We start from the raw sequence: 18,729 nt of genomic DNA, 5'->3' as shown, positions 1-18,729 counted from the left end.
AGATGAACGATCGCACCTGCATCGTCACCCGCAGGCAAGCCGAACCGGATGAACTGATCCGTTTCGTCGTCGGCCCGGATTCGGCCGTCGTTCCGGACATCAAGAGAAACCTGCCCGGCCGCGGTTGCTGGGTGACGGCCGACCGCCTACATATAGAAAAGGCAGCGGCCAAAAACCTGTTTGCCCGTGCTTTTAAGGCGCAGGTGAGCGTGCCGGCCGATCTTGGCGGCATGGTCGACGCGCTGCTTTCCAGGTCCGCTCTGGGCATGCTTGGCCTGGCCCGCAAGGCGGGCGCCATAGCGCTCGGAGCAACCAAGGTCGAGAGCGCCGTGCGCGGCGGACTTGCACTTTTCGTGCTCCACGCGACCGAGGCTTCCGACGATGGCGTCCGCAAGATAAGCCAGGCGCGACGGGCAACCGTCCACCTTGGCGGGCCTGCGATCCGCGCTTACAAACTTTTCTCCGAGGCCGAGTTGAGCTTGGCATTGGGGGGTACAAATGTGATACATGCTGCCGTTCTCGCGGGAGACGCGGGCAGGGCGGTCCAGAAGCGCATGGTTGCGCTCGACCGATATCGGGGCGGTTCCCCGGACGATCTGGCAATGCTTGCGGCCGTTGCTGACGAAGATGATGCCGCAGAGGATATGGAATGAGCGATACGAAATCGGGCGACGACAAGACGCTGAGTGTTACGCCGAAGAAGACCTTGACGCTGAAGCGCCCCGGTATGGAACAGGGCACGGTGCGCCAGAACTTCTCGCACGGCCGCACCAAGTCGGTGGTCGTCGAGACCAAGAAGCGCAAGTTCTCGCTGCCCGGCGACAAGCCGGAGCCGGCGGCAGCGCCTGTTTCCGTCTTCACGCCGAAGCCGGTCGCGGCAGCGCCTGCCGTGCAGGAAGCTCCCAAGGCGCCTCCCCCTCCGCCGCCGGTCGAACGCGGCGGCATGGTGCTGAACGAGTTGTCGCGCCAGGAAATGGAAGCGCGCCGCCGGGCTCTCGAGGGCTCGAAGGTCCGCGATGTCGAGGATCGCCAGCGCGCCATCGAGGAAGCCAAGCGCCGCAGCGAGGACGAAGAGCGCCGCCGCCGCGAGCGCGAGGAATCGGCTCGCCGTCAGGCCGAGGAAGAGGCACGGCTGCAAGCCGAGGCCGAATCCCGCCGCCGTGCCGAGGAAGAGGCGCGCCGCCGTGCGCCGCTCGCCGCCGAACTGGCAACAGTCGATGACGAGGAAGAGGTCAAACCGAAGCGGACCGGTGCCGGCGCACCAGTGCGCCGTCTGGTCACGCCGGAAGTGGCGCGTCCGGCCAAACCGACCAAGGGCGAGGAAGACCGCCGCCGCGGCAAGCTGACGCTGAATTCGGCGCTTTCCGACGAGGATGCGCGCGCCCGCTCGCTCTCGTCGATGCGCCGCCGTCAGGAGAAATTCAAGCGCGCGTTGCATAACGAGCCACGCGAGAAAGTCATGCGTGAAGTGATCCTGCCCGAAACCATCACCATCCAGGAGCTGGCGCAGCGCATGTCCGAGCGCGCTGTCGACGTGGTCAAGTTCTTCATGAAGCAGGGCCAGATCCTGAAGCCTGGTGACGTCATCGACGCCGACACGGCCGAACTCGTCGCCACCGAATTTGGCCACACGGTCCGCCGCGTCGCCGAGTCAGACATCGAAGAGGGCTTGTTCAACATCGCCGATCGTCCCGAGGACCTGCGGCCGCGTCCGCCGGTGGTAACGATCATGGGCCATGTCGATCACGGCAAGACCTCGTTGCTCGATGCCATCCGCAATGCCAACGTCGTCTCCGGCGAGGCCGGCGGCATTACCCAGCATATCGGCGCCTATCAGGTCGAGAAGAACGGTCACAAGGTTACCTTCATCGACACGCCCGGCCACGCCGCCTTCACGGCGATGCGTGCCCGCGGTGCCCAGGCGACCGATATCGCCATCCTCGTGGTGGCAGCTGACGACAGCGTCATGCCGCAGACGATCGAATCGATCAATCACGCCAAGGCGGCCGGCGTTCCGATCATTGTGGCGATCAACAAGATCGACAAGCATGACGCCGACCCGCAGAAGGTGCGTTCGGAACTGCTGCGCCACGAGGTGTTCGTCGAATCCATGGGCGGCGAGGTGCTGGATGTCGAGGTGTCGGCGACCAAGGGCATCAATCTCGACAAGTTGCTCGAAGCGATCCTGCTGCAGGCCGAAATCCTCGACCTGAAGGCCAATCCGGACCGCACCGCCGAAGGCGTGGTCATCGAAGCCCAGCTCGACAAGGGCCGCGGCCCAGTCGCTACCGTGCTGGTGCAGACCGGCACGTTGATGCCGGGCGACATTCTCGTCGCCGGCAACGAATGGGGCCGGGTACGCGCGCTCGTCAATGATCGCGGCGAGCAGGTCAAGGAAGCGCCGCCGGCAATGCCGGTGGAGGTGCTCGGCCTGCAAGGCACGCCGCAGGCCGGCGACCGCTTCGCCGTGGTCAACAACGAAGCCCGCGCCCGCGAGATCACCGAATATCGCCAGCGTCTGGCGCGTGAGAAGGCGGTGGCCAGGCATGCCGGCCAGCGCGGCTCGCTTGAACAGATGATGTCGCAGTTGCAGACCAGCGGATTGAAGGAATTCCCGCTGGTCATCAAGGGCGACGTGCAGGGCTCGATCGAGGCGATCAACGCCGCGCTCGACAATCTCGGCACCGACGAGGTGCGCGCCCGCATCGTCCATGCGGGGGCTGGCGGCATTACCGAAAGCGACGTGTCGCTGGCGGAAACTTCGGGGGCTGCGATCATCGGCTTCAACGTTCGCGCCAATGCGCAGGCCCGCGCAGCCGCGGCTGCGGCAGGCATCGAGATCCGCTACTATTCGATCATCTACAATCTGGTCGATGATGTGAAAGCGGCGCTCTCCGGCCTGCTCTCGCCGGAGCGTCGCGAGACCTTCATCGGCAATGCCGAGATCCTCGAGATCTTCGACATCACCAAGGTCGGCAAGATCGCCGGCTGCCGTGTCACCGAAGGCAAGGTCGAGCGTGGTGCGGGCGTGCGCCTGATCCGCGACAACGTCGTCATCCACGAAGGCACGCTGAAGACCCTGAAGCGCTTCAAGGACGAGGTTTCGGAAGTTCCGGGCGGCCAGGAATGCGGCATGGCCTTCCAGAACTACGAGGACATGCGCGTCGGTGACGTCATCGAGTGCTTCCGCGTCGAGATGGTGACCAGGACACTATAAAGCGCTTGGCACCGATATGGGCCAGGACGTTCCAAATTTGGAAGGTATGTTCCCTCTATGGGAGTATACCTTCCAGACAAATGATACGCAGCTTAAACGTGCTGCGCGTTCGTTTTCCGATCTGAGGTATGGTCGATCCAGGCGTTGGATTCTTACAGGGCTTGCTTGGCTGATTTTGATAGCCGCAATTCTTTTGATTATCTGGACATCTGCGTTGGCCGTCGCTCTGCTGGAGTACCTTGCAAAGGGCGTGGTTTCCAGTGAGACAATTTACGCTCTGGCCCCAATTGCTATGGGGACAATATATATAATAATAGCTCGTAGTTTTTTGGTTCCTTTAAAAAGGAAGGCAGGTAATAAGAAGCTTGGCAATATCGCTGAATCAGTTAAGATTTTCGACGGGTATATTATCCAGTTTTTGGACGAGAGCTCGATAAAGAATCGAAAGATAGAACGGATGCATCTCAGCCACGATTATTTATTCTTCGTTATTGACGACGGCACCCGTTTCGTTTTTGTCCCGAGAGATGTCGTTACCGCCGATGCGCTTGCGAAAATAAAAATCTGGGTAGCTGACGCTCGGTCATAGAATGAGGACCAATTAACGCAGGTTCCCAAGGGTAGCCAAGCCAGTTCAACAGCGCTAAGTGGGCGGCTTGAGGCGGTTCGAACCCGCGCGAAGGAAGAATTTTCATGCCTAGACCATCAACGGCTGGCCCATCCCAGCGCATGCTGCGCGTCGGCGAGCAGGTGCGCCATGCGCTGTCCGAGACCTTGCAGCGCGGCGAGATCCTCGATCCGCTGATCGAGAACACGGTGGTTTCGGTCTCGGAAGTGCGCATGTCGCCCGATCTCAAGATCGCCACCGCCTTCGTTTCGCCGCTCGGCGCCAAGGATGCCGGGGCGGTGATCGAGGCGCTCAACAAGCATGCGAAGTTCGTGCGCGGCCGCGTCTCCGGCGCGCTGCGGCAGATGAAGTACATGCCGGAATTCCGCTTCCGGCTCGACACCAGCTACGACAATTTCCAGAAGATCAACGAATTGCTGCACTCGCCCGAAGTGGCGCGCGATCTCAGCGCCGACGACAAAGACAAAGACGACCGGAAGGACAGCGAATAGTGGCGCGTCGCGGTAAGAAGAAGGGCCGCCCGATCTCGGGCTGGCTGGTACTGGACAAGCCGGTCGGCATGGGCTCGACTGAAGCCGTCTCCAAGATCAAATGGCTGTTCCAGGCGGAAAAGGCCGGCCATGCCGGCACGCTCGACCCGCTGGCGTCCGGCATGCTGCCGATCGCGCTCGGCGAAGCGACCAAGACCGTGCCATACGTCCAGGACGGCGCCAAGGTCTACCGCTTCACGGTTGCCTGGGGCGAGGAGCGTTCGACCGACGACCTCGAAGGCCCGGCGACCAAAAGCTCGGACCGCCGTCCGGCGGAAGCCGACGTACGGGCGCTGCTTTCGAAATATACCGGCGTCATCATGCAGACGCCGCCGCAATTTTCGGCGATCAAGATCGCCGGCGAGCGCGCCTACGACCTTGCCCGCGATGGCGAGACGATCGACATTCCGCCACGCGAGGTTGAGATCGGCCGGCTCGACCTGGTCGAGCACATGGCAGATCGCACCATCTTCGAGGTCGAATGCGGCAAGGGCACCTATGTCCGCTCGCTGGCGCGCGACATGGGGCGCGACCTTGGCTGTTTTGGTCACATCGCCGAGCTGCGGCGGGTCGAGGTCGAGCCGTTCACGCAGGAAGATTTCGTTACCCTGGCCGAGTTGGAGGCCGCCCGCTTCGGCGAGCAGGGCGAGCCGCAAGCAGCAGACGCGCCGATCGACTTCGGTGCCATCGATGCACTTCTGGTCGACACCGCCGCGGCGCTCGAATGCCTGCCGCAGGTCGCGATCAGCGATGATGCGGCAACCAAAATCCGCCTCGGCAATCCGGTCATCATTCGCGGCCGTGACGCGCCGGTAGAAGCGGAGGAGGCCTGCGCCACCGCGCGCGGCAAGCTGGTCGCCATCGGCGCCATCGAGCAAGGCATGTTCAAGCCAAAGCGGGTCTTTGTCGGGTAACAGCTGTCTCGCGGCGCATGATCTCCAACCGGATTCTATTTTGGGAAAGGATCATGCGCTAAATCAACAGGGCGACGGCGTCGTTTGCCGTCCGAAGGGATGCGCGGCACCGACGCTGCATTCGAGGGGGCACATGGCAAAGGCTGAGACGGGCAGGAAGCGGGCGGTGCTCAACACACGGCGGCCGCCCGTCGGGGCTTCGCCGGGCACGCTGATCGCCGACCCGGCGGCACGCCGCTCGGAGCTCAGGCTGACATTGATCTCGCCCGAAAAGTTCAAGACCATCGACAATGCCAGCATCGACGACGTCAACACCCATTGCCACAATTGGCCGGTTATCTGGCTCGATTGCACAGGCCTCGCCAACATCCAGCTGATCGAGGAGATCGGCCGGATCTTCAACCTGCATCCGCTGGCGCTGGAAGATGTCGTCAACACCGGCCAGCGGCCGAAGGTGGATTTCTTCGAGGACCATGCCTTTGTCGTCGTCAGGATGATCGACGATGTCACCGCGCATCGCTACGAACAGATCGCCGTCTTCTTCGGCAAGACCTTCGTCGTCACCTTCCAGGAGCGCGAAGGCGACCCGTTCGATCCCGTGCGCAAGCGGATCGCAAGCTCGGTGCCCAACCGCTTGCGCTCGCGCGGCGCCGACTATCTCGCCTATGCTTTGATCGACGCTATCGTCGACAGCTATTTCCCGCCGATCGAGGCTGCCGGCGAATTGGTCGACAGCATTGAGGACCAGATGCTGAACCAGGCGCACAAGCATCAGATGCGGCAGCTTCATGAATTGCGGCGCGATGCCAATGTGCTGAAGGGCGTGCTTTGGCCGATGCGCGATGCGCTGGCGACCATGATCCGCAACGACGTGCCCTATGTGAAGGCCGAAACCAAGATATTCCTGAACGACACGCTCGATCATTCGCTGCGATTGATCGAACTGGTCGAAACCCAGCGCGACATGCTGACCGGCCTGATCGAGATGCACTTGTCGCTCAGCCAGGCGCGCACCAACGACGTCATCAGCTATCTGACCATCGTCTCGGTGATCTTCATGCCGCTTACCTTTCTCGTCGGCGTATGGGGCATGAATTTCGACCCCGACACCTCGCCCTGGAACATGCCGGAGCTGAAAGCCTATTACGGCTATCCCCTGTCGCTCGTCTTCATGGCGCTTGTTGCGGTCGGGCTCTTTGCGTACTTCAAATGGAAGAAATGGCTCTGACTAGGCGGAAGTGCCCGTTTATGCAGCAAAAAGCCGGCTTGTGAATTGGGCTGGCCTTTTTGTCGGAATTGCACTATATGCGCCGCAGCTTCGCGCTTTGACGCGTTGCTTGCACCGGCCCCTGCTGGACGACATCCCGGCTGAGGGCGTCCCGTTTCCTCAAACAGACAAGGAAAAACACGATGTCGATTACTGCCGAACGCAAGAAGGAATTGATGGGCGAATTCGCAACCGCCAAGGGCGATACCGGGTCTCCGGAAGTCCAGGTGGCCATCCTTTCGGAGCGCATCAAGAACCTGACCGATCATTTCAAGGACCACAAGAAGGATAACCATTCCCGCCGTGGTCTGCTCGCTCTCGTTTCCCAGCGCCGCAGCCTGCTTGATTATCTCAAGCGCAAGGACGACGCGCGCTATCAGACGCTGATCGAGAAGCTCGGTCTGCGCCGTTGACGAATTGACCGGCGGGTTCTTTCGAGAGCCCGCCGGTCGCGCATTGGAGCATCGGATCATCCGAGGCTCCAATGAAGAAAGCAGAGCGCCGCGCACCGGTTTGGACGCGCAAAGGACGCTCTGAAGTTTAGATTTGCGCAGGATACTTTCCGAAAACCTGGTTTTCGGGTTCACGCGCAAGGCCAGTCGGATCGATTGGCCAACCCGGTTTCGAAACAGCAGAGGGCTACTCGAAACCGCCCATGGACGGTCATGGGGCAGGATTGCAGGACGCTCGTGCGGCACCGCGCCGAATAAGCCGAGCCTCCCGTTGTCTTGCCCGTGGCTGCCCGAGAAAGGAAGCCAAGGGAAAGGGGCATCCGCGCACGCTGAAACGGCGCGGCCCTTTCCGCATACGAAGGACAAGACATGTTCAATTACCACAAAGTCGAAATCGAATGGGGCGGCCGTCCGCTCATTCTCGAAACCGGCAAGATCGCGCGTCAGGCTGATGGCGCGGTGCTGGCCACCTACGGCGAAACCAAGGTTCTCGCCACCGTAGTCTCGATGAAAGAGCCGAAACCCGGCCTCGATTTCTTCCCGCTGACGGTCAACTACCAGGAGAAGACTTACGCCGCCGGCAAGATCCCGGGTGGCTATTTCAAGCGTGAAGGCCGTCCGAGCGAGAAGGAAACGCTGGTTTCCCGCCTGATCGACCGCCCGATCCGCCCGCTCTTCGCCGAAGGCTACAAGAACGACACCCAGATCGTCGTCACCGTCGTCCAGCACGATCTTGAAAATGACCCGGACATCCTGTCGATCGTCGCCACCTCCGCCGCCCTGACCTTGTCCGGCGTGCCGTTCATGGGCCCGGTTGGCGGCGCCCGTGTCGGCTACATCAACGGCGAATATGTGCTCAACCCGCATGTCGACGAGATGCAGGAATCGAAGCTCGACCTGGTCGTCGCCGGCACCGCCGACGCCGTGCTGATGGTCGAGTCCGAAGCCAAGGAACTCGGCGAGGACCTTATGCTCGGCGCCGTCATGTTCGGCCACAGGGGCTTCCAGCCGGTGATCGACGCGATCATCAAGCTGGCTGAAGTCGCGGCAAAGGACCCGCGCGACTTCAACGCGCCGGACTATTCCGCACTTGAAGCCGAGATGCTCAAGATCGTCGAAGGCGAGCTTCGCGATGCCTACAAGATCACCGACAAGCAGAAGCGCTATGCCGCCGTCGACGCCGTCAAGGCCAAGGTCAAGACCGCGTTCGCGCCGGCAGAAGGCGAAGAGGCCAAATACACGTCCGAACAGATCGGCACCGTGTTCAAGGAGCTCCAGGCCAAGGTCGTGCGCTGGAACATCCTCGACACCGGCTCGCGCATCGACGGCCGCGACCTGAAGACGGTCCGCAAGATCGTCTCGGAAGTCGGCGTCCTGCCGCGTACGCACGGCTCGGCGCTGTTCACTCGCGGCGAGACCCAGGCGCTGGTCGTCGCCACGCTCGGCACCGGCGAGGACGAGCAGTATGTCGATTCGTTGACCGGCATGTACAAGGAGAAGTTCCTCCTGCACTACAACTTCCCTCCCTATTCGGTCGGTGAAACCGGCCGCATGGGTTCGCCGGGCCGCCGCGAAATCGGCCATGGCAAGCTCGCCTGGCGCGCCATCCGGCCGATGCTTCCGACCGCCGACCAGTTCCCCTATACGTTGCGCGTCGTTTCGGAGATCACCGAGTCCAACGGCTCGTCGTCGATGGCTACCGTCTGCGGCACCTCGCTGGCTCTGATGGACGCGGGCGTGCCGCTTGCCAAGCCGGTCGCCGGCATTGCGATGGGCCTGATCAAGGAAGGCGAGCGCTTCGCCGTGCTCTCCGACATCCTTGGCGACGAGGACCACCTCGGCGACATGGACTTCAAGGTTGCCGGCACCGCCTACGGCATCACCTCGCTGCAGATGGACATCAAGATCGAGGGCATCACCGAGGAGATCATGAAGATCGCCCTCGACCAGGCCAAGGATGGCCGTCAGTACATTCTCGGCGAAATGGCCCACGCGCTGTCCGGCGCACGTGCCGAGCTCGGCGAGTTCGCGCCGCGCATCGAGGTCATGCACATCCCGACCGACAAGATCCGCGACGTGATCGGCTCGGGCGGCAAGGTCATCCGCGAGATCGTCGAAAAGACCGGCGCCAAGATCAACATCGAGGACGACGGCACCGTCAAGATCGCCTCGGCCAATGCCAAGGAGATCGAGGCGGCGAAGAAGTGGATACACACCATCGTCGCCGAGCCGGAAGTCGGTGAAATCTACGAAGGCACGGTCGTCAAGACCGCCGACTTCGGCGCTTTCGTCAATTTCTTCGGTCCGCGTGACGGCCTCGTCCACATCTCGCAACTCGCCAATGACCGCGTCGCCAAGACCTCCGATGTGGTCAAGGAAGGCGACAAGGTCTGGGTCAAGCTGATGGGCTTCGACGAGCGCGGCAAGGTCCGCCTGTCGATGAAGGTCGTCGACCAGGCCACCGGCAAGGAAATCGTGCGCGACAAGAAGAGCGAAGGCGAAGAAAACGCCGCCTAAGCTGATCTAACTATGCAATCGAAGCGGGCGCGCCGGAAGGTCGCGCCCGTTTGCGTTTCAACAACAGCCTTGCAGTTCAAGAGTGGTGAATGTCCGCCGAGCCGCTGAAAACGCTTTTCCATCCGTTCGGGGCCGGTGCTGTCTCCCTGCCACGAAAGGATGAACGCATACTCTTTCTCGGTGCCGAGCCCGGCTTTCGTTTGCCGGAAAGTTTTGATGCCAAGCTTCATCTTGTCCAAGGCTTCAGGCCGCACTTTCGCGCCTTGCAGGCGTCTGGCTTCGCGGTCACGCCGCAGGTCGAAGGCGAGGCTTTCGACGCGGCATTTGTGCTCGCTGGCCGCCATCGCGGCCAAAACGAGTTGCGCGTTGCCGAAGCGGTCGAACGCGCAGCACCAGGCGGGTTGATCGTCGTCGCCGGCAGCAAGGACGATGGAATCGCCAGCCTGCGCAAGCATGTCGGCGCCCTTGTGCCGCTCGAAGGCCACCTGCCGAAGCATCACGGCATTGCCTTCTGGTTTCGCCGGCCGGCCGATACCGTTGCCGCGGCAACGCTTCGCGCCGCCAATCCGGACTTGGTGGTCGAGGACCGCTTCCGCACGGCCCCAGGCATGTTTTCCTTCGACAAGATCGATGCCGGATCGAAGCTGCTAGTCGAAAATCTGCCCAACGATCTGCGTGGCAGCGTTGCGGACTTCTGTGCCGGTTGGGGCTATGTCGCCGCCGAAGTCGCCGCCCGCTCACCCGGCATATCGGCGCTTGACCTTTACGAAGCGGATTTCGAGGCGCTGGAGGCGGCCAAGGCCAATGTCGGCAACACAGGCGTGGAGCCACGTTTCTTCTGGATAGATCTGTTGAGCGAACCGGTCGAGCGCCGCTACGACGTGGTCGTCATGAACCCGCCCTTTCACCGCAGCCGGGCGACTGAGCCGGAAATCGGTGCCGGCATGATCCGCGCGGCAGGCAAGGCGCTGAAGCCCGGCGGCCGGCTGTTCATGGTGGCAAACCGCCAGCTTCCCTACGAACCGGTGCTGGCGGCCGCCTTCTCCAGCCATGCGGAGCTCGCCCGCGACGGCATGTTCAAGGTCTTATCGGCGCGACGCTGAAATCCTGCGGGGCAAGCCGGCGATACGTCGCTCGCGCTATTCCCGCCCGCCGTCGGTCTGCTTCAATTCGTCAAGCGTCGGCATGGAAACGATGTGATAGCCGGAATCGACATAATGGATTTCGCCGGTGACGCCGGAGGACAGGTCGGACAGCAAATAGAGCGCGGAGCCGCCGACTTCATCGATCGTCACTGTACGGCGTAGCGGCGAGTTGCGCTGCTGGTAGGAGAACATGTGGCGTGCGTCGGAAATCCCGGCGCCCGCAAGCGTCCGTACCGGTCCCGCCGATATGCCGTTCACCCTGATGCCGCGCGGGCCGTAGTCGTTGGCGAGATAGCGGACGCTGGCCTCCAGCCCCGCCTTGGCGACACCCATAACGTTGTAGTTCGGCATGACACGGACCGAACCGGCATAGGTCAGCGTGACCATCGAACCGCTATCCTTCATCAATGTGGCGGCGTGACGGGCGATCTCGGTGAAGGAGTAGCAGGAGATCACCATGGTGCGGATGAAGTTGTCGCGGCTCGTGTCGGCGTAGAGGCCTTTCAGCTCGTTCTTGTCGGAAAAGCCGATGGCATGGACGACGAAATCCAGCCCGCCCCACGCCTTCCCCAAAGTCTCGAAAGTCGCGGCGACCGACACGCTGTCCTCGACGTCGCAAGGCACCACCAGGGATGCGCCCAATTTCTCGGCGAGCGGCTTGACCCGGCGCCCGAAGGCCTCGCCCTGATAGGTGAAGGCGAGGTCCGCGCCATGTTCGGACAGTTTGCGGGCGATACCCCAGGCGATCGAATGATCGTTGGCAACACCCATGACAAGCCCGCGCTTGCCCTTCATCAATCCGTCCATGATCGGCAAATCCTTATGCGGAATAGCGCTGGAAAATCAGCGTTGCGTTGGTGCCACCGAAACCGAACGAATTGGACAAAACGGTGTCGATCCTTGCATCGTCGATGCGCTTGCGCACGATCGGCATGCCCTCGAATTCCGGATCGAGGTTCTCAATGTGGGCGCTCTCGCCGATGAAGCCGCCTTGCATCATCAGGATCGAGTAGATCGATTCCTGCACGCCGGCGGCGCCCAGAGAATGGCCGGTTAACGATTTGGTCGACGTGATGAAAGGCATCTTCTCGCCGAACACCTCGCGGATGGCGCCCATTTCCTTGGAGTCGCCGACCGGCGTCGAGGTGCCGTGCGTATTGATGTAGTCGACCGGCGAGGACACCGTTGCGAGCGCCTGCTTCATGCAGCGCGCCGCGCCTTCGCCCGACGGCGCCACCATGTCGTAGCCGTCCGATGTCGCGCCATAGCCGACGATCTCGGCATAGATCTTGGCGCCGCGTGCCTTGGCATGCTCGAGCTCTTCAAGAATCAGCACGCCGGCGCCGCCGGCAATGACGAAACCGTCGCGATCGACGTCGTAGGCGCGTGAGGCGACCGACGCCCTGTCGTTGAACTTGGACGACATGGCGCCCATGGCATCGAAGAGATCCGACATCGTCCAGTCGAGATCCTCATGGCCGCCGGCGAAGACGATGTCCTGCTTGCCCCACTGAATCAGCTCGTAGCCATTGCCGATGCAATGCGCAGACGTCGAGCAGGCCGATGAGATCGAATAGTTGACGCCGTGGATCTTGAACCAGGTGGCAAGCGTCGCCGACGCGGTCGACGACATCGCTTTTGGCACCGCGAACGGCCCGATCCGCTTGGGGCTGCCGTTTTTGATCGTGGTCTCGGCCGCCTCGACGATTGCACGGGTCGACGGTCCGCCGGAGCCCATCACGATACCGGTGCGCTCATTGGTGATGTCGGCCTCGTCGAGGCCGGCGTCTGCGATCGCCTGGTCCATTGCGACATGGTTCCAGGCAGCACCCTGCGACAGGAAGCGCATGGCGCGACGGTCGATCATGCCCGATGGGTCCAGCGTCGGCGCACCCCACACCCGGCAACGGAAGCCATGCTCGGCGAAAGAGTCGGAGAAGCTGATGCCGGATCTGGCATCGTGCAGCGAGGTCTGCACCTCGTTGGCATTGTTGCCTATCGACGACACGATGCCGAGACCTGTGACTACGACCCGTCTCATTCGCAACTCCTTCCAGCGCCGACCCCGAACCTGAAATCAATTTCCGGAATGGAACCATGCGCAAAATTAAAGTGCTACAGCGTTCATCAGACGTCCAAGACGTCGTACTGTAGGGTCTTCGTTCAGACGGCGGCCGATTGCTTGGACAGACCGACCTTCAGATCCGTTGCCGCGTATATGGGCTCGCCATCTGCCTTCAGCCAGCCATCGGCGATGCCCAGCACAAGCCGACCGCGCATCACGCGCTTGAAGTCGACGCCATACTCCACCTTCTTGACCGAAGGCGTGACCATGCCTTTGAACCTCACCTCACCGGTCGACAGCGCCATCCCCTTGCCGGGTTCACCGAGCCATCCGAGATAGAACCCCGTCAACTGCCACATGGCGTCCAGGCCCAGGCATCCCGGCATGATCGGATTACCGATGAAATGGCAGGCGAAAAACCACAAATCCGGCTTGATGTCGAATTCCGCGCGGATGAAACCCTTGTCGAACGCACCGCCGGTCTCGCTGATCTCGGTGATGCGGTCGAACATCAGCATCGGCGGATAGGGCAGCTGCGCATTTCCCGGTCCGAACAGCTCGCCGCGGGCGCAGGCAAGCAATTCCTCGTAACCGTAGCTGGATTTCGGATCCGCCATCAATCTCGTCCCCGTGATCGTCCCGGGCGAAAGGCGCCCTTGTCGGTGGTTTCCTAACACAATCTGTTTCAGGCCGGAAACCGGCGTTTGCGCTTAACCTGCCCGTCTGCCCGGGTCAATGCGCGCTATTGATCGCATTCGGTCGACAGAATATATGTCAGGACACGTCCAGTTTCGGCAGATGCTCAATTTCTGCCATTTTGGACCGTCTGAGGCGGAACTGTGAGCGCGACGGATAGATGGATCTGGGTTGCCGGAAGGATAATGTCGCTGTGGACAAGCGGGTTCGTGAGGCCGGTCTGAGGCCGACACGCCAGCGCATCGCGCTGGCCGATCTGCTTTTCGCCAAGGGCGACCGCCATCTTTCGGCCGAGGAACTGCACGAGGAGGCGCTTGCCGCCGGCGTGCCGGTGTCTCTGGCCACCGTCTACAATGCTCTGCACCAGTTTACCCAGGCCGGTCTTCTGCGCATCCTTGCCGTCGAGGGGGCGAAGACTTATTTCGACACCAACACCTCCGATCACCATCATTTCTATATCGAGGGCGAAAACAGGATCTTCGATATTGACAGCGGCCCGGTGACGGTTTCCAACCTGCCGGAGCCGCCGGAGGGCATGGAGATCGCCAATGTCGATATCGTGGTGAGACTGCGTCCGAAACGCTGCGACTGACCGGCACTTATGAAATTCCTGGATTTGACGCTCCGGCTCGAATGGGTCGCCGTCGCGGTGGCGGCTCTTATCTTCTATGCAATCGCCGGTGTTTCCTGGTGGCTGTTTGCCGTGCTCATTCTGGCGCCCGACCTGTCGATGCTGGGTTACATCGCCGGGCCGCGCGTCGGGGCCGTCGCCTACAACGCCTTGCACATACTGATCTTCCCCGTTCTGCTGGCGCTTGTCGGCAGCGTCTTTGACAATGCAATGGCGGTAGCTGTCGCGCTGATCTGGATCGCCCACATCGCCATCGACCGCGCTCTGGGCTATGGTTTGAAGCTGTCAAGCAGTTTCCAGGATACCCATCTCGGCCGCATCGGCCGCTAAACCATCCCCGAACCGAAGACCAGCGAAACAAATGCCGGATCCGGTGCTTGCAGCGCTGGCCCGACCTGCGGTTCGGAAAGTCAGTTCTTGACCTTTTCGCCGGGATAGGCACCCCAGACCAGCGACTGCGCGAGCCAGCCGGTATGGCCGTCGAAGGTCATTTCGCACCACTGGCCATCGCAGGACTTGATCGTGCCCATCACCCCCGGTTCGAGGATCGCGATGACGCCTGCGTCTTTTGCCGGGTCGTCAAGGAGGTTGACGCGAGCGTCCTTGCCGCGCTGCCAGGGGGCGACGATCGCCGTGCGACGGCCCGAAAGCAGCGACTGATTGATCCAGCCTTCCGAGCCGTCGGCATCACGCACACGGCGCCACGTATCGAACTCCTGGATGATCTCCATCGGCAGGCCGGGCTTCATATACATCCAGTCGACGGAATAATTGACGCCCGGCCCAACGCGCGAGTTGACGCGGCCGGATTTCAGGCTGACGAAGCGCGGCAGTGGCAAGCCGCTTGGTCCGAGCGTGATGCTCTGGGCGGGTGCGGCGGCACTTTGCGCCATCACCAGTGGGCTATGGATGAGAGCGCCGAGGAATGCTGCACTGAGGGTCAGGCGGAGCGACGCGAAACCAGACACTTTCGTTCCTTTCGGCGCCGGCCCATCGGCCTTCGCCCCTTTTTCTTTGTCTTCGGCGGAACCGCTTGTTACATGAATGACCGGTACCGCGATCGGCACTCAGTTTCGCCGTTCTTGGTTAAAGAGGTCTCAACGAGATCGGGTTCGAGGAAAACAATGGCAGGCAAAAAGAAGCCCCTCGTCGTCATCACGCGCAAATTGCCCGACCCGGTCGAGACCCGCATGCGCGAGTTGTTCGACGCCCGCTTGAATGTGGAGGACAGGCCGATGACGCAGCCGGAACTGGTGGCTGCGGTCAAGGAGGCCGACGTGCTGGTGCCGACCGTCACCGATAATATCGACGCGGCGCTGATTGCCCAGGCCGGCGACAACCTCAAGCTGATCGCCAATTTCGGCAATGGGGTAGACAAGATCGACGTTGCGGCAGCGGCCAAGAAAGGCATCACCGTGACCAACACGCCGAACGTGCTGACCGAAGATACGGCCGACATGACCATGGCGCTGATGCTGGCCGTACCGCGGCGGCTGGCCGAAGGCGCCAACGTGCTGACCGGCGATAAGAAATGGGCGGGCTGGTCGCCGACCTGGATGCTCGGCCGGCGCATTTGGGGCAAACGGCTCGGCATTGTCGGCATGGGTCGCATCGGCACCGCCGTCGCCAGGCGTGCCAAGGCGTTTGGCCTCTCGATCCACTACCACAACCGCCACCGCGTACTGCCGGCAATCGAGGACGAGTTGGAAGCCACGTATTGGGAAAGCCTTGACCAGATGCTCGCCCGCATGGACATTATCTCGGTCAATTGTCCATCGACACCGGCAACCTTCCACCTGCTTTCGGCGCGGCGGCTGGCGCTTCTGCAACCGTCAGCTTACATAGTCAACACCGCGCGCGGCGATATCATCGATGAGGAATCGCTGGTCAAGCTCATCCATGACGGCAAGATCGCCGGCGCCGGCCTCGACGTCTACGAGCACGAGCCGGCGCTGAACAGCAAGCTGCTGAAACTTGCCCACAAAGGCAAGGTCGTGCTGTTGCCGCATATGGGCTCGGCGACGCTCGAAGGCCGTATCGACATGGGCGAGAAGGTGATCATCAATATCCGCGCCTTCTTCGATGGTCATCGCCCGCCCGACCGCGTGCTGCCGTTGAGGGCGTGACCTGCCGTCACGCCGGCACGGTCTTGCCGCGGCAACCGCGCGTTCGTCGTTGGATAGCTTTGCCTTACGAATATGCCTTGCGCATGGTGACTGAGGTCGGCCGGTCGTAGCCCTTGTGCGCTGTCCGTTCGGTTTCACGAAAACCGAGGCGGGCAAAGGCTGCGTGATTTCCGGTCAGCTCGACCCGCGTCTGGAGCTCGATGGCGGTCCTGTTGTGGCTGCGGGCAAGATCTTCGACGGCCTGCATCAGCTGTTTTCCAATGCCTTGTCCCTGAAGAACCGGCTCGACCGCGAGCTTTCCAACATAGAGCTCGTCTGCGCGCTTCAGGATGAAGACGCAACCGACGATCTCGTTTTCCTTCAGCGCCAGGAATGCTGTCTCCTCCAGCGCTCTAGCCCTGAGATTTTCAACGGTGAGCCGATGCGCCGAGGACGGCGGGTCAATAACCCCGTCCATAAAGGCGAAGGCGCGCATGACCAGCGCCAGCACCTCGTCCCAACGGTCGAAATCGGCCGCAAGCTGCACGATGGAAACGTCGGCAGGCAGGCTCATGGGCTGGTTCGCTTGTAGCGGATCGTGTCGAAGCGTGCCGCCAGCGCATCGTAGAGCAGCAGTCGTCCGACCAGCGGCTCGCCAATCCCGGTGATCAGCTTGATCGCTTCCATGGCTTGCAGCGTGCCGATGACTCCGGTCAGCGCGCCGACAATGCCGGCCACCGCGCAGGATGGCACAAGTCCCGGCGGCGGCGCCTCGGGAAAGAGATCGCGGTAGCTTGGGTTCAACTTGCCGTCCGGGCCGGTTTCGAATGGCTTCAGTACGGTGACCGAGCCGTCGAAGCGGCCAACGGCGGCATGCACGAGCGGCCGGCTTTCCGCGGCGCAGGCGTCGGCCACCGCGTAGCGTGTCTCGAAATTGTCGGAGCCGTCAACGACGATGTCATAACGGGCAATGAGGGTGGGGGCGTTGTCCACGGTCAGCCTGAAATTGTGCTCTTCCACGACGACGTTTGGATTGATGCGGATGATCGCCGCTCTGGCACTGTCGGTTTTCGCCACCCCGACATCGCCCGTGGCGTGGATCACTTGTCGTTGCAGGTTGGAAAGCGAAACGATGTCGTCGTCGACGATACCGAGAGTGCCAATCCCTGCGGCGGCGAGATATTCGAGCACCGGCGCTCCCAATCCGCCGGCGCCAATGACGAGCACCCGCGCCCGCTTCAGCCGCTGCTGGCCAGCGCCGCCGATCTCGGGCAGCACGATGTGGCGGGCGTAGCGTTCGAGCTCTTCATCGGTGAGGGCGGCTGTGATCATCGCCGGACCATATAGCGGAGGAAAAAGCTTGTCAGGTATCAATGCATGCCGCTCAGAAGTGCGCCATGAACCAAGTTCAAATGGTCGGCCTGACCGTGCCGTGATCGACGGTCAGGAATTGCGCGCGTCCCTTGAGGCTGTCAAACAACGCGGCATCGGTCCCGGTCATGAAGGCCTGGCAGTTTAGTTCCTCCAGGATCGAGAACAAGGCCGCCCGTCGACCGCCGTCGAGATGGGCGGCGATCTCGTCGAGCAGCAGGATCGGTGTCATGCCCGACATCTCACCGGTTAGCCGCGCATGCGACAAGACAATGCCGACCAGCAGCGCCTTCTGCTCGCCGGTCGAACAGAGCTCGGCCGGCATCGCCTTGGGCCGGTGGCGCACCACGAGGTCGGAACGGTGCGGGCCGTCGAGCGTGCGTCCGGCGGTGCGGTCGCGGTCGCGCCCCTGGGCAAGCGCACGACGGAACCGTTCCTCTACGTCGACGGCCGGCAAAATACCGAGTTCGCCTTCCAGTTCGCCAGAGATGCCGATGTCGGCTTGCGGAAACGGTCCGTCGCCGGGCAGCCGGTCGATCATGGCGGCGAGCAGGCGCACCAGTTCGGCACGCGCCGCGGCAATCGCCACGCCGGTCTCGGCCATTTGCATCTCGATCGCATCGAACCAGGCACCGTCGCGTGAACCGTCGGCGAGCAGTCTGTTGCGGCCGCGCATTGCCTTTTCGTAGTCAAGCGCGCGCTGGCCGTGGCCAGGATCGATCGCCAGCACCAGCCGGTCTAGGAAGCGCCGGCGGTCGGCAGCCGGCCCGGGGAACAGGCCGTCCATGGCCGGTGTCAGCCAGACCACGCGCAGCCATTCCAGCATGTCTTCGGCTGAGCGCGCCGTCGCGCCGTTGATCCGCACCCGCCGGCCGGCTTCGCCGTCGCTGCCCGATATTCCGGTACCGATCTCGACCTGGCCTTCCGGCCCGTCAAGCCGGGCATGCAGCGCAAAGCCACCGTCGCCGCCTTCGCGCGCCACCTCGGAATAGGGTGCGCGGCGCAGGCCGCGGCCCGGCGTGAGCAGCGAGATCGCTTCAAGCAGATTGGTCTTGCCGGCGCCATTGTCGCCGGAGAAAACGACAGCGCCGGGATCAAGGTCGATTGCCAACGCCGCATAGTTGCGGAAATTCGTAAGTATGAGCTTACTTATGTACGTCTGCTGCGGTTTTGCAGATCTGGTCACGACAG

At 62.2% G+C, this 18,729-nt stretch carries 19 protein-coding genes; 12 read left to right on the top strand and 7 right to left on the bottom strand.

Going from position 1 to position 18,729, the window contains the following annotated elements:
* Positions 1-2 precede the first annotated feature (2 nt).
* The 9 genes from NKH04_RS00530 (at position 3) to NKH04_RS00490 (ending at position 10,628) form a co-directional block, all read left to right on the top strand.
* The gene (locus tag NKH04_RS00530; protein WP_352455116.1) at positions 3-653 is read left to right on the top strand and encodes an RNA-binding protein; all 651 of its coding nucleotides are present in this window, start codon (positions 3-5) and stop codon (positions 651-653) included.
* Positions 650-3,217: a translation initiation factor IF-2 gene (gene infB, locus NKH04_RS00525; protein ID WP_352613882.1), complete on the top strand. Its 2,568-nt coding sequence runs from the start codon at positions 650-652 to the stop codon at positions 3,215-3,217. The genes NKH04_RS00530 and infB overlap by 4 nt, the downstream gene beginning before the upstream one ends.
* Before the next feature lie 16 nt (positions 3,218-3,233).
* Entirely contained in the window at positions 3,234-3,806 is a 573-nt protein-coding gene (locus tag NKH04_RS00520; protein WP_352681238.1) for a hypothetical protein, read from the top strand.
* A gap of 104 nt (positions 3,807-3,910) precedes the next feature.
* Entirely contained in the window at positions 3,911-4,336 is a 426-nt protein-coding gene (gene rbfA, locus NKH04_RS00515; protein WP_352613883.1) for a 30S ribosome-binding factor RbfA, read from the top strand.
* Complete coding sequence (gene truB, locus NKH04_RS00510; protein ID WP_352770775.1) at positions 4,336-5,289, top strand: tRNA pseudouridine(55) synthase TruB; 954 nt, start codon at positions 4,336-4,338, stop codon at positions 5,287-5,289. Before rbfA ends, truB begins: the two co-directional genes overlap by 1 nt.
* A gap of 133 nt (positions 5,290-5,422) precedes the next feature.
* Entirely contained in the window at positions 5,423-6,517 is a 1,095-nt protein-coding gene (corA, locus tag NKH04_RS00505) for a magnesium/cobalt transporter CorA (RefSeq protein ID WP_353043913.1), read from the top strand.
* A gap of 140 nt (positions 6,518-6,657) precedes the next feature.
* Positions 6,658-6,969: a 30S ribosomal protein S15 gene (rpsO, locus tag NKH04_RS00500; protein WP_280940423.1), complete on the top strand. Its 312-nt coding sequence runs from the start codon at positions 6,658-6,660 to the stop codon at positions 6,967-6,969.
* 408 nt (positions 6,970-7,377) lie between these two features.
* Positions 7,378-9,525 carry a polyribonucleotide nucleotidyltransferase gene (gene pnp, locus NKH04_RS00495; protein ID WP_353043912.1) on the top strand — a complete coding sequence of 716 codons (2,148 nt, stop codon included), beginning with the start codon at positions 7,378-7,380 and terminating at the stop codon, positions 9,523-9,525.
* Between the two features lie 89 nt (positions 9,526-9,614).
* The gene (locus NKH04_RS00490) at positions 9,615-10,628 is read left to right on the top strand and encodes a class I SAM-dependent methyltransferase (protein WP_352969657.1); all 1,014 of its coding nucleotides are present in this window, start codon (positions 9,615-9,617) and stop codon (positions 10,626-10,628) included.
* 36 nt (positions 10,629-10,664) lie between these two features.
* Here the strand turns inward: NKH04_RS00490 and fabI are convergent, their stop codons facing one another.
* The 3 genes from fabI to fabA form a co-directional block, all read right to left on the bottom strand.
* The gene (fabI, locus tag NKH04_RS00485; protein ID WP_352613887.1) at positions 10,665-11,477 is read right to left on the bottom strand and encodes an enoyl-ACP reductase FabI; all 813 of its coding nucleotides are present in this window, start codon (positions 11,475-11,477) and stop codon (positions 10,665-10,667) included.
* Positions 11,478-11,490: 13 nt separating this feature from the next.
* Positions 11,491-12,711 (bottom strand): beta-ketoacyl-ACP synthase I, encoded by a 1,221-nt coding sequence (gene fabB / locus NKH04_RS00480; RefSeq protein WP_023676911.1) that lies wholly within the window; start codon positions 12,709-12,711, stop codon positions 11,491-11,493.
* Positions 12,712-12,833: 122 nt separating this feature from the next.
* The gene (fabA, locus tag NKH04_RS00475) at positions 12,834-13,352 is read right to left on the bottom strand and encodes a 3-hydroxyacyl-[acyl-carrier-protein] dehydratase FabA (protein ID WP_352470073.1); all 519 of its coding nucleotides are present in this window, start codon (positions 13,350-13,352) and stop codon (positions 12,834-12,836) included.
* A gap of 239 nt (positions 13,353-13,591) precedes the next feature.
* On the opposite strand from fabA, the gene irrA reads away from it, so the two are divergent.
* The gene (irrA, locus tag NKH04_RS00470) at positions 13,592-14,023 is read left to right on the top strand and encodes an iron response transcriptional regulator IrrA (RefSeq protein ID WP_352969655.1); all 432 of its coding nucleotides are present in this window, start codon (positions 13,592-13,594) and stop codon (positions 14,021-14,023) included.
* A gap of 9 nt (positions 14,024-14,032) precedes the next feature.
* Entirely contained in the window at positions 14,033-14,392 is a 360-nt protein-coding gene (locus tag NKH04_RS00465; RefSeq protein WP_352770784.1) for a DUF4260 domain-containing protein, read from the top strand.
* A gap of 80 nt (positions 14,393-14,472) precedes the next feature.
* Here NKH04_RS00465 and NKH04_RS00460 read toward each other — a convergent pair whose 3' ends face one another.
* The gene (locus NKH04_RS00460) at positions 14,473-15,030 is read right to left on the bottom strand and encodes an SH3 domain-containing protein (protein ID WP_352541270.1); all 558 of its coding nucleotides are present in this window, start codon (positions 15,028-15,030) and stop codon (positions 14,473-14,475) included.
* A gap of 156 nt (positions 15,031-15,186) precedes the next feature.
* Here NKH04_RS00460 and NKH04_RS00455 point away from each other — a divergent pair, with 156 nt between their 5' ends.
* Positions 15,187-16,188 (top strand): 2-hydroxyacid dehydrogenase, encoded by a 1,002-nt coding sequence (locus NKH04_RS00455; RefSeq protein WP_352470076.1) that lies wholly within the window; start codon positions 15,187-15,189, stop codon positions 16,186-16,188.
* Between the two features lie 64 nt (positions 16,189-16,252).
* Here NKH04_RS00455 and NKH04_RS00450 read toward each other — a convergent pair whose 3' ends face one another.
* The 3 genes from NKH04_RS00450 to recF form a co-directional block, all read right to left on the bottom strand.
* A complete protein-coding gene (locus NKH04_RS00450) occupies positions 16,253-16,741 on the bottom strand; it encodes a GNAT family N-acetyltransferase (protein ID WP_353043911.1) in 489 nt (162 codons plus the stop codon).
* Positions 16,738-17,499 carry a molybdopterin-synthase adenylyltransferase MoeB gene (locus NKH04_RS00445; RefSeq protein ID WP_031211813.1) on the bottom strand — a complete coding sequence of 254 codons (762 nt, stop codon included), beginning with the start codon at positions 17,497-17,499 and terminating at the stop codon, positions 16,738-16,740. The genes NKH04_RS00450 and NKH04_RS00445 overlap by 4 nt, the downstream gene beginning before the upstream one ends.
* Positions 17,500-17,575: 76 nt before the next feature.
* Positions 17,576-18,724, bottom strand: a complete 1,149-nt coding sequence (gene recF, locus NKH04_RS00440) for a DNA replication/repair protein RecF (protein ID WP_352470079.1) — start codon at positions 18,722-18,724, stop codon at positions 17,576-17,578.
* Positions 18,725-18,729 lie beyond the last annotated feature (5 nt).

This window comes from Mesorhizobium sp. M1365 (assembly GCF_040317865.1).
In the GTDB taxonomy this organism is placed as follows: domain Bacteria; phylum Pseudomonadota; class Alphaproteobacteria; order Rhizobiales; family Rhizobiaceae; genus Mesorhizobium.
The sequence above is the reverse complement of the archived record's forward strand: the minus strand, read 5'-3'. Positions and strand labels throughout refer to the sequence as shown.

Coding starts and splice junctions, on each gene's coding strand:
- rbfA (WP_352613883.1), top strand. CDS start 3,911: ATGCCTAGACCATCAACGGCTGGCCCATCCCAGCGCATGCTGCGCGTC.
- fabA (WP_352470073.1), bottom strand. CDS start 13,352: ATGGCGGATCCGAAATCCAGCTACGGTTACGAGGAATTGCTTGCCTGC.
- fabB (WP_023676911.1), bottom strand. CDS start 12,711: ATGAGACGGGTCGTAGTCACAGGTCTCGGCATCGTGTCGTCGATAGGC.
- corA (WP_353043913.1), top strand. CDS start 5,423: ATGGCAAAGGCTGAGACGGGCAGGAAGCGGGCGGTGCTCAACACACGG.
- NKH04_RS00530 (WP_352455116.1), top strand. CDS start 3: ATGAACGATCGCACCTGCATCGTCACCCGCAGGCAAGCCGAACCGGAT.
- NKH04_RS00490 (WP_352969657.1), top strand. CDS start 9,615: ATGTCCGCCGAGCCGCTGAAAACGCTTTTCCATCCGTTCGGGGCCGGT.
- NKH04_RS00450 (WP_353043911.1), bottom strand. CDS start 16,741: ATGAGCCTGCCTGCCGACGTTTCCATCGTGCAGCTTGCGGCCGATTTC.
- NKH04_RS00455 (WP_352470076.1), top strand. CDS start 15,187: ATGGCAGGCAAAAAGAAGCCCCTCGTCGTCATCACGCGCAAATTGCCC.
- NKH04_RS00445 (WP_031211813.1), bottom strand. CDS start 17,499: ATGATCACAGCCGCCCTCACCGATGAAGAGCTCGAACGCTACGCCCGC.
- fabI (WP_352613887.1), bottom strand. CDS start 11,477: ATGGACGGATTGATGAAGGGCAAGCGCGGGCTTGTCATGGGTGTTGCC.
- NKH04_RS00465 (WP_352770784.1), top strand. CDS start 14,033: ATGAAATTCCTGGATTTGACGCTCCGGCTCGAATGGGTCGCCGTCGCG.
- irrA (WP_352969655.1), top strand. CDS start 13,592: ATGGATCTGGGTTGCCGGAAGGATAATGTCGCTGTGGACAAGCGGGTT.
- NKH04_RS00520 (WP_352681238.1), top strand. CDS start 3,234: ATGGGCCAGGACGTTCCAAATTTGGAAGGTATGTTCCCTCTATGGGAG.
- pnp (WP_353043912.1), top strand. CDS start 7,378: ATGTTCAATTACCACAAAGTCGAAATCGAATGGGGCGGCCGTCCGCTC.
- infB (WP_352613882.1), top strand. CDS start 650: ATGAGCGATACGAAATCGGGCGACGACAAGACGCTGAGTGTTACGCCG.